The sequence below is a fragment of the Actinosynnema sp. NPDC091369 genome, from assembly GCF_044757065.1.
Taxonomy (GTDB): domain Bacteria; phylum Actinomycetota; class Actinomycetes; order Mycobacteriales; family Pseudonocardiaceae; genus Actinosynnema.
Map to the genome: position 1 here is coordinate 340,499 of NZ_JBIVUG010000007.1, position 12,639 is coordinate 353,137.

Genomic DNA, 12,639 nt, shown 5'->3' on the forward strand with positions numbered 1-12,639 from the left:
GCGCGATCCCGCTGGTGGCGCTGGACCCGTCCGGGGAGCCGCTGCACGCCATCCCGTCGGTCGGCGCGACGAACTGGAGCGGCGGCATCGCGGCCGCGCGCCACCTGCTCGACCTGGGTCACCGCCGGATCGGCGTGGTCGGCGGGCCGCCCGACTCCCTGGGCGCCCGCGCCCGGCTGGAAGGCTGCCGCGCCGCGCTGGACGCTGCCGGCGTGCGGCTGGACGACCGGCTCGTGCGCACCGGCGGGTTCACCTTCGAACAGGGCCAGGAGCTGGGCCGCGAGCTGCTGGAACAGCCCGACCGGCCGACCGCCGTGCTGTGCGGCAACGACCTCCAGGCGCTCGGCGTGTACGCGGCGGCGTGGCGGCTCGGCCTGCGCATCCCGCACGACCTGAGCGTGGTCGGCTTCGACGACATCGACAACACGCGGTGGTGCTGCCCGCCGATGACGACCGTGCGGCAGCCGTTGGCCGAGATGGGCACGACCGCGGCCCGGATGCTGCTCACCCTCGCCGGCGGCGGCGTACCCGACCAGCCGCGGGTCGAATTGGCCACTGCGCTCGTAGTGCGCGAGAGCACCGCCCCACCCGCCTGACCCCGGCAGCGTCCGCACCGCGAAGAAGTTCCACTCCAATGGGATGCCGCACATTATCCGCGACCACATCGGCGACGGTTACCGAATCAACTTCTGGGTCATCTGCGACGCCGCCGAGTGCCACCTGCGGTTCCTCAGCCAGGGCATGGACCCAACGCGGGCGGTGACCACAACCGGCTGCCCTGGCGGCTCCGCTTGCCGGCCCAGGCCGACTCGACCCGCTGACCGTCGCCGGGAATGCCGGGCGAACGGCGGTATAACAAAAAACAGATGATATCCGCGATATAGCCGGAAAAATTCGCCGAAATTCCTCTGGCAACGGTCAATCCTCGATGACGAGGCCGTCGAGGCGCTAGACACTGAGTTGTCATCGAGGCCGCCACTCGGGATTCCCCTGCATGCCTGAGGAGCTGGCGTGAAACGCAGATTCGGCATATACCTCGCCGTGTGCCTGACGGCCCTGTCCGTCGAAATGGCCACGGCGCAAGCAGCACCCGCCGCACCGGCGAGCCCCCTGACGCTCGCCGTGCGGTCGGCCGACCAGGCCGCCGCGTCCGGGCTGGACGCGCTGGCCAAGGGCCCGCGCGAGCAGTTCCACCGGCGGGCGGTCTACCAGGGCGGCGTCCCCGGCCGGAAGGACCTGTTCTACGTCTCCTACGACCGCAGCTACGAGGGCCTGCCGGTCATCGGCGGTGACGCCGTGGTGGCGACCGACGCGGCCGGCGCGGTGCTGGACACCGTCGCCGCCCCCCTGGGCGGCCTCGCGGTCGACCCGAAGCCGACCATCACCCCCGCGCGGGCCGCGGCCGTCGCCAGGGCACAGCTGTCCTCTGTGGACGAAGTGGGGAGCACGACGCTGTCCGTCCTCGCCGGCGGGCACGGCACGCTCGTCTACGAGACCGTCGTCTCCGGTCGCAGGGACGGCGCGCCCAGCCGCCTGCACGTCTACGTCAACGCCCGCACCGGCGCGGTCGAGGGCAGCCGGGACGACGCGCGGGCGGGCACCGGCACGAGCCAGTGGAACGGGCCGAACCCGCTGTCCATCGACACGAGCAACAACAGCACGGTCGACGACACCCGCCCCGGCCTGCGGTGCGTGGACTACGCGACCAACGCACCGTTCACCAAGGCCACCAACTCCTTCGGCAACGGCAACGCGACCAGCAAGGAGACCGGCTGCGCCGACGTGCTCTGGTCCACCCAGAAGCAGTGGGAGATGATGAAGACCTGGCTGGGTCGCAACGGGATCGACGGCAACGGCCGCGGCGTCACGGTCAAGGTCGGGCTCAACGCGGTCAACGCCTACTGGACCGGCCAGCACATCGAGATCGGCCGCAACAACGCCAACCAGTGGATCGCGTCCATGGACGTGGTGGCCCACGAGCACGGGCACGCCATCGACCAGTACACCCCCGGCGGCGCGGCGCGCGAAGCCGGCCTGGGCGAGGCCACCGGTGACATCTTCGGCGTGCTGACCGAGACCTACGCCAACGAGCCGACGCCGTTCGACACACCGGACTACCTGGTCGGCGAGTCGGTCAACCTGGTGGGGCGCGGTCCCATCCGGAACATGGCGAACCCGTCCGCGGTCAGCGGTCACCCCAACTGCTGGTCCAGCGCCATCCCGGGCACCGAGGTGCACGCCGCGGCCGGTCCGCTCAACCACTGGTTCCACCTGCTGGCCGAGGGGTCGAAGGCGAGCCCGACGTGCGACGGCTCGACCGTGACGGGCATCGGCATCCAGGCCGCGGGCCGGGTGTTCTACAACGCCATGCTGCTCAAGACCTCCGGCATGACGCACTTCCGCTACCGCGTCGCGACCCTCACCGCGGCGAAGAACCTCGACCCGACGTGCCGGCAGTTCACCGCGGTGAAGGCGGCGTGGAACGCGATCAGCCTGCCCGCCCAGGCCGGTGAGCCGACGTGCGTCGGCGTGCCGGACGACGACTTCACCCTCGCGCTCGACCCGGCCTCGGGCACCGTGGAGCCGGGTGGGAAGGCGCAGTCGACCGTCCGCACGACCACCACGTCCGGTGAGCCGCAGGCGGTCGCGTTGAGCGCCACGGGCCAGCCCTCGGGCGTGGCGGTGCAGTTCACGCCGTCGTCGGTGACCTCGGGCGGGTCGTCGACCATGACCGTGTCCACCACCTCGGACGTCGCGCCGGGCACGTACCCGATCACCGTCCAGGGCGCGGGGTCCGCCAACCACACGGTGACCTACACCCTCACCGTGGGCGGCGAACCACCGGCCGACGACTTCGCCCTGGCGCTCGACCCGACCGCAGGCTCCACCCGGCCCGGCGGCGCGGTGACCTCCACCGTCGGCACCACGACCACGGCGGGCGACGCGCAGAAGGTGTCGCTGTCGGCTTCCGGCCTGCCGGCGGGCGCGACGGCGACGTTCGACCCGGCCACGGTCGCGTCGGGTGAGTCGTCCCGGTTGACGGTCACCACGTCCGCCACCACCCCGGCGGGCACGTACAGCGTCACGGTGACCGGTGCGGGCCCGGCGGTGTCGCACTCGGCGACGTTCACCCTGACCGTCGAGGAGGGGACGCCGGGCGGGTGCGCCGGGATGCCCGCCTGGAGCGCGACCCGGGCGTACGCGCCGAACGACGTGGTGTCGCACAACGCGCACAAGTGGACGTCGACGTGGTACTCCACCGGCGCCGAGCCGGGTGCGCCCGGTTCGTGGGCCGTGTGGCGGGACGAGGGCACCTGCTGATCCGCTGATCGCGTCACGGGACGGGTGGCCGCCGCGTTCGGCGGCCACCCGTCAGCGTGCCAGGGCCTGGGCGATGTCGTGCCACAGGTCGTCGACGTCCTCGATGCCCACGGACAACCGGATCGTGCCGCCGGTGATGCCGCTCGCGGTCAGCTGCTCCTCGTCCAGCTGGCGGTGCGAGGTGCTGGCGGGGTGCAGGACCAACGTCTCCGTGCCGCCCAGCGACGGCGCGAGCCGGACCAGCTCCACGGCGGTGACGAACTTCCGGCCCGCTTCCACGTCCGCGAGGTCGAACGAGAAGGAGCTGCCGAAGCCGTCGAGGACGCGGGTCGCGACGGCGTGGCTGGGGTGGGTGTCCAGGCCGGGCCAGTGCACCACGCGCACCGCCGGGTGCTCGGCCAGCCGACGGGCCAGGACTGCGGCGTTCTCCTCGTGCCTGCGGACCCGCAGCGCCAGGGTGCGCAGGCCGCGGAGGGTCAGCCAGGCCGCGAACGGGTCCGGGGTGACGCCCAGTTCGATCGCGTGGTGCCACACCGCGCGGTAGCGCGCGTCGTCGGCGAACACGGCCACGCCGCCGGTCACGTCGCTGTGCCCGCTGAGGTACTTGGTGGTCGAGTGGATCACGACGTCCGCGCCGTGCTCGATCGGGCGGCACAGCAGCGGTGACGCGAACGTGTTGTCCACGACCACCAGGACGTCGTCGCCCACGACCGCGCTCACCGCGGGCAGGTCGCTGACGTGCCCGGTGGGGTTGGCGATGGTCTCCAGGTACAGCACCTTCGTCTCCGACCGCAGCGCCGCGCGGACCTCGTCCGGCTCGTGGCCGCCGACGTACGTGACCGCGATGCCCCAGCGCTCCTCCAGGTCGCGCAGCAGGGCGAGAGTGCCGCCGTAGAGCGCGCGCTGGGCGATCACGTGGTCGCCCGGCCGCAGAGTCGCGAGCAGCGCCGCGTTGATCGCGCCCATGCCCGACGCCGTGGCCAACGCCGCCGTGCCGCCTTCGAGGGACGCCACGGCGTCCTCCAGGGCCCGGACCGTGGGGTTGCCCAACCGCGTGTAGACGAACGGGCCGTCCGGCCTGGTCATGCCGTCCGCGAACGCCTCCGGGTCGTCGAACGAGAAGCCGGAGGTCTGGTACAGCGGCACGGACAGGGGCCTGCTGGTCAACACGGGGATCTCGGTGTGCACAACGCGGGTGTCAGGCTGCATGAACCGAGCATCTGTCATCAAGCGGTCCGCTGGGAGATCCAATTCGACTAGATTGGTCTTATCATGAAGCCAATCTCCGTGGACGACCTGGCGGGGCGGCTCGGGCGCTGGTCGGCCGGCCGCGGCTCGCTGTACCTGCTGCTGGCCGCGCGGCTGCGCCAGCTGATCGACGAGGGGTCGCTGCCGGCGGGGACGGCCCTGCCGCCGGACCGGTCGCTGGCCGCCGGTCTCGCCGTCGGCCGCACGACCGTGATCGCCGCGTACGACCTGCTGCGCGAGGAGGGCCGGTTGACCCGCCGGCGCGGCAGCGGCACGTGGGTGTCGCCGGGCGGGCGGGCGCCGGCGGCCCGCGTCGAGACCGCGAACCCCATGTTCGTGAACCTGCTGGAGCCGCCGGACGGCGTGCTCCAGTTCGCCTGCGCCGGGCCGATGGCGCTACCCGCGCGGGTGGTCGAAGCCCACCGGCGGGCGGTCGACCGGCTCGCGGTCGACGACCTGGGCTACCACCCGTCCGGGCACCCGGCGCTGCGCGCGGCGCTCGCCGCCCGGTACCGCGACCGCGGCGTGCCGACGACCCGGGACCAGGTCCTGGTCACGACCGGGGCGCAGCAGGCGTTGGCGCTGATCACCCGCGCGCTGGTGCGGCCGGGTGACGAGGTGCTGGTGGAGGCGCCGACGTACCCGGGGGCGCTGGACCTGTTCCGGGAGGTCGGCGCGGTGGTGCGGGCGGCGGGCGACCTGGCGGGCGCGCTGGCCCGGTCCACCCCGGCGCTGGTCTACGCGATGCCCGCGTTCCGCAACCCGACCGGGTCGTCCCTGAGCCCGTTGGAGCGCGCCCGGCTGGTGCGGGCGGCCGGGACCGTGCCGCTGGTGTTCGACGAGGTGCTGGCCGACCTGGACCTGGCCGGTGCGCCCGTGCCGGCGTCCGAACCCGGCGCGATCACGGTGGGGTCGTTGAGCAAGGTGGTGTGGGGCGGGCTGCGGGTCGGCTGGGTGCGGGCCGACGCGGCGTTCGTCGCGCGGCTGGCGCGGTTCAAGGCGGTGCACGACCTCGGCAGCGCGGTGCTGGACCAACTGGCGGCGGTGGAGTTGCTGGCCGACTACGCCGCCGTGCGGTCGGAGCGGGTGGCGGTGTTGCGGCGGCAGCACGACCACCTGTGCGCGCGGCTGCGCGCGGAGCTGCCCGAGTGGGAGTTCACGCCCGCCGAGGGCGGCCAGACGCTGTGGGTGCGGCTGCCCGACGCGGACGCCGCGTCCTACGCCCAGGTGGCGTTGCGGCACGGGGTGGCGGTGCTGCCCGGCGGTTCGCTCGACCCGACCGGCGGCAGCGCGGACCGGCTGCGGGTGCCGTTCACCGCCACGCCACCGGTGATCAGCACCGCCGTCGCCGCTCTCGCCGCCGCGTGGCGCGCGTTCGGCGCCGAGTCGACCCGCCGCCCGCTCGTGCCGTCGATGTCGGTCTAGGCAGGTGCCGCGGTGGTCAACGGGGATCGGCCGCGCGCAGCGCCTTCCAGTCGCGGGCGTGCGGGAGGCCGCGCGTCACGTCCAGCAGGGCGTCGTGCAGCAGGCCGTTGGTGGCGAGCACCGTGCCGTTGCCGGTGAGCAGCGGGTCGCCGTCGAGGTCCGTGACGCGCCCGCCGGCCTCGTGCACGATGACCGGCAGCGGGGCGAGGTCCTCGTAGCCCATCGGCGCCCCGGCGACCACGAACGCGTCGACCTGCCCCGAGACCAGGCCGACGACGTCACCGCTGGGGAACAGGAACACCCTGCGGTGCAGTGCCGCCAGCAGTTCCCCGGACCACGTGCCGGGGTTGGCCACGCCGGTCACGGCACCGCCGACCCGGTCCTGGCCGTTGACCCGCACGGGCGTCGAGCGCCCGCCGGTCGACTGCCGGCAGCCGCGTCCGCGACCGGCGAAGACGGTCCGGCCGGTGACCGGTTCGTGGATCACGCCGATGGCCGGGCCGTGCTCGTCCTCGACGGCCAGGGTCGTGGTGAACAGCGGGATCCCGCGGGCGAAGTGGTAGGTGCCGTCGATCGGGTCGACCACCCAGCGCCGACCCGAGGTGCCGCCGGTGGTGCCGCCCTCCTCGCCGTGGACCTCGTCGTCGGGCGCGTGCCGGGCGAGCTCCGCGCGGACGAACTCCTCGACGGCCCGGTCGGCGGCGGTGACCTCGCTGCCGTCCGCCTTGAGCGAGGCAACCGTGTCACCGCTGAAGAACCGGTCGCGGGCCAGCCGACCGGCCCGTTCGACCAGGCGCACCGCGAAGTCCAGCTGTTCCCGGTCGACCGGTGGACCGTCGAGGAGGCTCATGTCCAGGGGACGTCCCGGGCACCCGACGGGTTGTCCGGCCTCCCATCCCGGCCGACGAAGGCACCGGCCGGCGTCACGCGCGTTCGAGGACGTAGCCGGCGCCCTCGACCGCCGCGGTGATCGCCTCCACGTCGGCCGAGCCCACCACGCGCAGCGTGGCGGCGTCGAGGTCGAGCCTGACCCGGGTGACACCGGAGACGCGGCGGGCCGCGTTGGTCACGGTGGCCGCACACCCCTCGCAGGTCATGCCCTTGACCACGAACTCCAGCCCGGCCTGCTGCTCCTGGTCGGACGGCGCGCCATTCCTGTCGGACATGCGGTTCCCACCCTCCGGTTCCCTACCCGCCAGGGGTATGAGCGGAGCCTAACGACGCGCGTCGCGGCCGGACCTCTCGCAGATTGCCCTGTCGGCGGGCGCGGTCACATCCACCCGGCGTTGCGCGCGATGCGGATCGCGTCGATGCGGTTGCGCCCGCCGACCTTGCCGATCGCGTTCGACAGGTAGTTGCGCACGGTCGCGGGCGACAGCGACAGGCGGGCCGCGATCGCGTCCACCGCCAGGCCGTCGGCCGCGACGCGCAGCACGTCGGTCTCCCGCGGGGTGAGCGGGCTGCCGCCCGTCTCCAGGGCGTTGGCCACGAGCACCGGGTCCACCACGCGCTTGCCCGCCGCCACCTGCCGGATGCCGTCGGTGAGGGCGTCGCCCGGAGCGTCCTTGACGATGTAGCCGCGCACGTGCGCCTGCAACGCGCGCAGCAGGTTGCCCGGCTTGCCGTGCCCGGTGAGCACCAGCACCCGGCACCCCGGCAGCGCTTCGTGCAGCCGCTCCGCCGCGGTGAGCCCGTCGAGGCCGGGCAGGTCGATGTCCAGCACGGCGACGTCCGGGCGGGTGCGCAGCGCGGCGTCCACGACCCCGTCGCCGCGGTCCAGTTCCGCGACCACCCGCATGTCGTCCTCCAGCTCGATCAGCGCCACCAGCGCGCGGCGGATCAGGTGCATGTCCTCGGCGATCAGCACGGTGATCATCGGTCCTCCCCCGGCAGGTCCACGACGAGCTCGAACACGTCGCCGTCCAGTCGCGCGCCGTGCGCGTGGCCGCGCCGCTCTCCCGCCCGCGCGGCGAGCCCGGTGAGGCCGTTGCCGGCGTCGCCCGCCGGCGGGTGCGCGCCGTCGTTGCGGACGACCAGGCGCGCCCCGCCGTCGTCCCCTACCCGCGCGGTGATGGAGCACCACCGGGCGTCGCTGTGCCGCAACACGTTCGTCGCGCCTTCGCGCACGGCCCACGCGAACACCTCCGCGTCACCCGCGGCCACACCGGCGTCGTCCACGTCCACCGCCACCTCGATCCCGGCGGCGGTCAGCAGCGCCTCCGCGCCCTCCACCTCGGCGGGCAGCGTCACGCGGTGCCGGTCGTAGGTGACGGCACGGACGCCGTGCAGCGTGGTCCGGGCCAACGCCGTCAGCTCCTCCACCCGGGCGCGGGCCGCGAGCGGGTCCTTGTGCAGCAGCCGCAGGGCCAGCTCGCCTTGGAGCGAGACGGCCGCGAGGTTCTGGCCCAGCACGTCGTGCAGGTCCTGCGACAGCCGCAACCGCTCCCGTGCGACGGCGAGCGAGGCCAGCTCCTCCCGCTTGGCGTGGAGCTGGTCCAACGCGCGCGCCAACCGCACCGCGCCGACGAGCACCAGCGGCGGGACGACGCTGGTCACCGCGTACAGCACGGCGTAGGCCACCCCGATGCCCGAGGTCGCGTCCAGCAGGTACAACGCGAGGTCCACGGCGAAGAACACGCCGAAGACGCCGATGCGGAGCCCGCCACGCAGCAGCAGGAGCGCGGACGCCATCGCGCACCACGACGCCGACAGCCAGAAGTAGGCCCACCCCGGCAGCAGGAACGGCCCGTAGGCCAGCGCGGTGACCGCCGCCAGCGTCCACTTCCACCCCGCCGGACGCCGTTCCCTCGCCGCCGCCGTGCTGTGCCGCAGTTGCAGGGCCCCGAGCGCCAAGCCCAACGGGACCGCGGCGAACGAGTGCGGCGCACGCGGCAACCCGGCCGTGCCCAAGGAGGTGAACAGCACCGGCACGGCGAGCATCGGCACGTGCAGCACGACCAGCAGCCAGGCGGCCTGCCGGGCGGTCGGCGGCTGAGGGGCGGTCACGACGCGACCACCTCCCGCGCGCCGGCACCGCCCTCGGAGCGGATCTCCACCCGGACACCCGGCCCGACGAGGCTGATCGTGCACGCCCGGACGTCGTCGTCCTGCAACAAGCGCACGACCTCGGCGCGCAACGCCGGCAGCAGCGTGTCGGCGGGCGGCCCGGCCGGCCCGTCGGGCGGCAGCACCAGCCGCACGTCGATGCCCGCAGTGCCGAGCACGGCCGCCGCCGACGCCAGCTCCGCGCGCAACCCGCCGGACTGGAACCGGGCGGCCAGCGCGCGTCCGTCGGCCAGCGCTCCGCGGGCGGTGCCGATCATCGTGCGCACCCGGTGCTCCGCCAGCTCGGGTGCGGTCACCGCCTGGCGCGCGGCCAGCTCGCCGTCGTGCACGATCGAGGTCAGCGCCACGCCGAGCGTGCGGCGCAGCTCCTGCTCGACCCGCACCCGTTCCCGGACGATCGCCTGACCCGCCACCGCGGCGGAGGCGGCGCGCAGCTCGCGCACGGTCGCGATGAGCCACACCGGGACGGCCAGCACCAGCCCGTACAGCAGCACGCCCGAGGAGAAGTAGACGCCCCAGTCCTCCCCGCCCACCACCAACGAGGCCGCGCTCGGCAACGCGACCAGCGCCCCGAACAGCGGCACGGACCACCGCGGGCGCAGCAGGACCAGGACCGACGCGCCCAGCGGGTACAGCGCGCCGAACCACTGCACGCCGACCAGGGGCAGCGTGGCGAAGACGATCACCGCCATCGCGGCCAGGCTCCAGCCCGTGCCCGCCGGGCGTCGTCCGCGCATGGCGTGGTGGATGTGCCAGAGGTGCAGCGGCAGGTACGCGCACGTCGCCGCCACGGCGGTCGCCACGGCGTCCGGTTGGGCCAGCGCGACCCGGAAGACACCGAGGGCGACCAGGGACGCACTGGCCGTGACGACACCCCGTGCGGCCGAGCGGAGCGATCCGCCGTCGCCGTCCGATTCCACCCTCACCGCTGACCGTGCCACTGGCGATCACCGTAGCGGCCGCGCCAGATGCGGATGTCACGACTATCCGTCCACATCGGCGTCTGCCCCGCGCGACCTCCTCCGACCAGGCTGGGCACCACACGCCGAGCGACAGAGGGAACGACGATGCACGAGACGATCCACCCGTACAAGATCGATATTCCGCAGGAGGTCCTGGACGACCTGCGCGACCGGCTGGACCGCACCCGGTGGACCGACGACACGCCCGGCGACGGCCAGTACGGCGTCGGCGTCGACTACGTGCGGCGGTTGGTCGACCACTGGCGCGGCGGTTACGACTGGCGCGCGTGGGAGGACCGGCTCAACGCGCACCCGCAGTTCGTCACCGAGATCGACGGGCAGCGGGTCCACTTCCTGCACGTGCGCTCCCCCGAGCCGGACGCGTTCCCGCTGGTCCTGACGCACGGGTGGCCCGGCTCGGTGGTGGAGTTCCTGGAGCTGATCGGCCCGCTGACCGACCCCCGGTCGCACCACGGCGACCCGGCCGACGCGTTCGACCTCGTCATCCCGTCCCTGCCCGGGTTCGCGTTCTCCGGCCCCACCACCTCCCCCGGCTGGGACACCGCCCGCGTCGCCCGCGCGTGGGCCGAGCTGATGGGTCGGCTCGGGTACGAGCGCTACGGGGCGCACGGCAACGACGGCGGCTCGATGGTCTCGCCCGAGCTGGGCCGCGTCGACGGCGAGCACGTTGTCGGCGTGCACGTGACGCAGCTCTTCTCGTTCCCGTCCGGCGACCCGGCCGAGTTCGAGGGCCTGTCGGCCGAGGACGTGGCGGCGTTGGAGACGCTGAAGTGGTTCTACGAGAACAAGTTCTCGTTCAACACCCTGCACTCGCAGCAGCCGCAGACCCTGGCGCACGCGCTGGCCGACTCGCCCGCCGGGCTGCTCGGCTGGAACGCCCAGCTCTTCGGCGAGGACTCGATGGACAGCAAGCAGCTGGACGACGATTTCGTGCTGACCAACGTGGCGCTCTACTGGCTGACCAACACGGCGGGCTCGTCGATCCGCTTCTACTACGACAACGCCAAGGCGCAGCCCCCGACCGAGCCGACCACCGTGCCGATCGGGCTGGCGGCGTTCGACGGCGACTTCCGGTCGATCCGCCGCTTCGCCGAGCGCGACCACCACAACATCGTCCAGTGGCACACCTACGACGCGCCCGGCGGGCACTACGCCGCGCACCTCGAGACGGGGCTGCTGGCCGACGACATCCGGGGATTCTTCCGCGGCCTGCGCTGAGGGCCGATCGGTGGTCGCCGCACGGTGGTGCGGCGACCACCGTCAGGAGATGCCGCCGTCGCAGCCCGCGTCCCGGACGCCGCCCTGGATCCAGGGCAGGTTCACCTTGCGGAACGCGATCGAGCGGTGCGAGGTCGAGCTGGACGAGGTGTTCTCGTTGACCTCGACCAGCGCGCCCACGTGGTAGTCGGCGGTCTTGACGATGCTGGAGTAGCCGCCCTCGCGGTAGCTGCCGCCCTCGTCCGGCAGCGGCGCGTCCGAGAACGGCCGGCTGTAGGCCCAGGTGCGGCCCTCGTCCTCGCTCATCCGGATGCGCATCCTGGTGCGCGTCTCGGTGCTGGCGGAGTTCACGAACGCCAGCCGCGCGGGGGCGTCGGCGTTGTAGCGCATGGTCGAGCCCTCGTTCACCGGGTCGAGCAGGCAGCTCGCCGGGGCGAACGCCCGGAAGCCGTTCTCGATCGTGCCGCGGGTGACCCAGCGCCGTTCCCGGACCTGCGCGGTGGCGGAGGTCGGCCGGTCGTTGCGGTAGAGCTCGCCGTTGGCCAGCTCCAGCACGGTGGACTCGCCGGTCTCCTCCATCGCCGCACCCGCGGTGGTGCGCAGTGTTGCCGACTTCCACGTCACGCCGTGGTCGTCGCTGTAGATGTTGCGGTGCTGCGCGGGGATCACCAGGCGGCCGGGGTCGCGGTACGTGGTCTGGATGCCGACGCCGGGGCCGACCGCGTCCCAGTTCCAGCTGCGGCCGTTGGCCAGCGTGCGCGGCTTCAGGGTGTCGGACATGTTCACCGGTGCGGCCCAGGTGGTGCCGTTGTCGGCGCTGGAGGTCAGCCAGACCTGCCGGTCGTCCCACGAGTCGACCGGCGAGTGGCCCTCGGGCTGGAAGTTGAGGAACAGCCAGATCCGGTTGTTCGACCGGTCGACCGCGGCGGTCGGGTTGCCCCACGTGCCCTGGCCCGCGCCGACCACCTCGCGGAGGTTCGACCAGGTCGCGCCGTTGTCGTCGGAGACCTTGTAGACGAGGTTGATGTTGCCGAAGTCGGCGTTGTCCGCGGCCCGCCCCTCGACGAACGCGATGAGCCGGTCGGTGTTCGTGCGGATCAGCGACGGGATGCGGAACGAGTGGTAGCGCAGCCCGTTGAGCACGTCGTCGCCACCGCCGTCGAAGATGATCTTCTCGGAGTGGGACTGCGCCGCCGCGCTCGCCTCGGGCGGCCCCGACACGGGCGCGGCGGTGGCGGCTGCCACCACGACGAGCACGGCGAAGATCCGCGACAGCGACATCTGGGCACTCCCCCGGTCGGGCTCAGACGAAACTCCTCACCCAACCTAGCCAAGATCGCGAAAGTTCGTCATCAACGGCCAGTGGTCCAGCACATGA

The 12,639-nt window shown here is 73.2% G+C and carries 11 protein-coding genes; 4 read left to right on the top strand and 7 right to left on the bottom strand.

Annotated features, from left to right (window positions below; genetic code table 11):
• The first annotated feature begins 14 nt into the window (after window positions 1-14).
• Together ACIQMJ_RS27565 and ACIQMJ_RS27570 are read left to right on the top strand one after the other, a co-directional pair.
• Window positions 15-596, top strand: coding sequence for a substrate-binding domain-containing protein (locus ACIQMJ_RS27565; protein WP_499763891.1), 582 nt, complete (start codon window positions 15-17; stop codon window positions 594-596).
• A 472-nt stretch (window positions 597-1,068) separates the two neighbouring features.
• Window positions 1,069-3,321, top strand: a complete 2,253-nt coding sequence (locus ACIQMJ_RS27570; RefSeq protein ID WP_499763926.1) for a M4 family metallopeptidase — start codon at window positions 1,069-1,071, stop codon at window positions 3,319-3,321.
• 51 nt (window positions 3,322-3,372) lie between these two features.
• On the opposite strand, the gene ACIQMJ_RS27575 is transcribed toward ACIQMJ_RS27570, so the two are convergent.
• Window positions 3,373-4,530: a trans-sulfuration enzyme family protein gene (locus tag ACIQMJ_RS27575; protein ID WP_499763892.1), complete on the bottom strand. Its 1,158-nt coding sequence runs from the start codon at window positions 4,528-4,530 to the stop codon at window positions 3,373-3,375.
• A gap of 63 nt (window positions 4,531-4,593) precedes the next feature.
• Between ACIQMJ_RS27575 and ACIQMJ_RS27580 the strand changes: the two genes are divergently transcribed.
• A complete protein-coding gene (locus ACIQMJ_RS27580) occupies window positions 4,594-5,994 on the top strand; it encodes an aminotransferase-like domain-containing protein (protein ID WP_499763893.1) in 1,401 nt (466 codons plus the stop codon).
• Window positions 5,995-6,010: 16 nt separating this feature from the next.
• Here the strand turns inward: ACIQMJ_RS27580 and ACIQMJ_RS27585 are convergent, their stop codons facing one another.
• The 5 genes from ACIQMJ_RS27585 to ACIQMJ_RS27605 form a co-directional block, all read right to left on the bottom strand.
• A complete protein-coding gene (locus ACIQMJ_RS27585) occupies window positions 6,011-6,844 on the bottom strand; it encodes an inositol monophosphatase family protein (protein ID WP_499763894.1) in 834 nt (277 codons plus the stop codon).
• 73 nt (window positions 6,845-6,917) lie between these two features.
• Window positions 6,918-7,160, bottom strand: coding sequence for a heavy-metal-associated domain-containing protein (locus ACIQMJ_RS27590; RefSeq protein WP_499763895.1), 243 nt, complete (start codon window positions 7,158-7,160; stop codon window positions 6,918-6,920).
• A 104-nt stretch (window positions 7,161-7,264) separates the two neighbouring features.
• Complete coding sequence (locus ACIQMJ_RS27595; RefSeq protein WP_499763896.1) at window positions 7,265-7,870, bottom strand: response regulator transcription factor; 606 nt, start codon at window positions 7,868-7,870, stop codon at window positions 7,265-7,267.
• Entirely contained in the window at window positions 7,867-9,000 is a 1,134-nt protein-coding gene (locus ACIQMJ_RS27600) for a sensor histidine kinase (RefSeq protein ID WP_499763897.1), read from the bottom strand. Before ACIQMJ_RS27600 ends, ACIQMJ_RS27595 begins: the two co-directional genes overlap by 4 nt.
• A complete protein-coding gene (locus tag ACIQMJ_RS27605; RefSeq protein ID WP_499763898.1) occupies window positions 8,997-9,986 on the bottom strand; it encodes a sensor histidine kinase in 990 nt (329 codons plus the stop codon). The genes ACIQMJ_RS27600 and ACIQMJ_RS27605 overlap by 4 nt, the downstream gene beginning before the upstream one ends.
• A gap of 141 nt (window positions 9,987-10,127) precedes the next feature.
• Here ACIQMJ_RS27605 and ACIQMJ_RS27610 point away from each other — a divergent pair, with 141 nt between their 5' ends.
• Entirely contained in the window at window positions 10,128-11,261 is a 1,134-nt protein-coding gene (locus ACIQMJ_RS27610) for an epoxide hydrolase family protein (RefSeq protein WP_499763899.1), read from the top strand.
• Between the two features lie 42 nt (window positions 11,262-11,303).
• Here the strand turns inward: ACIQMJ_RS27610 and ACIQMJ_RS27615 are convergent, their stop codons facing one another.
• A complete protein-coding gene (locus ACIQMJ_RS27615; RefSeq protein ID WP_499763900.1) occupies window positions 11,304-12,542 on the bottom strand; it encodes a sialidase family protein in 1,239 nt (412 codons plus the stop codon).
• Window positions 12,543-12,639: the final 97 nt, after the last annotated feature.

What these genes read in the sequence shown, in the direction of transcription:
- ACIQMJ_RS27610 (WP_499763899.1), top strand. Translation starts at nt 10,128, where the DNA reads ATGCACGAGACGATCCACCCGTACAAGATCGATATTCCGCAGGAGGTC.
- ACIQMJ_RS27595 (WP_499763896.1), bottom strand. Translation starts at nt 7,870, where the DNA reads ATGATCACCGTGCTGATCGCCGAGGACATGCACCTGATCCGCCGCGCG.
- ACIQMJ_RS27585 (WP_499763894.1), bottom strand. Translation starts at nt 6,844, where the DNA reads ATGAGCCTCCTCGACGGTCCACCGGTCGACCGGGAACAGCTGGACTTC.
- ACIQMJ_RS27570 (WP_499763926.1), top strand. Translation starts at nt 1,069, where the DNA reads ATGGCCACGGCGCAAGCAGCACCCGCCGCACCGGCGAGCCCCCTGACG.
- ACIQMJ_RS27580 (WP_499763893.1), top strand. Translation starts at nt 4,594, where the DNA reads ATGAAGCCAATCTCCGTGGACGACCTGGCGGGGCGGCTCGGGCGCTGG.
- ACIQMJ_RS27590 (WP_499763895.1), bottom strand. Translation starts at nt 7,160, where the DNA reads ATGTCCGACAGGAATGGCGCGCCGTCCGACCAGGAGCAGCAGGCCGGG.
- ACIQMJ_RS27615 (WP_499763900.1), bottom strand. Translation starts at nt 12,542, where the DNA reads ATGTCGCTGTCGCGGATCTTCGCCGTGCTCGTCGTGGTGGCAGCCGCC.
- ACIQMJ_RS27575 (WP_499763892.1), bottom strand. Translation starts at nt 4,530, where the DNA reads ATGCAGCCTGACACCCGCGTTGTGCACACCGAGATCCCCGTGTTGACC.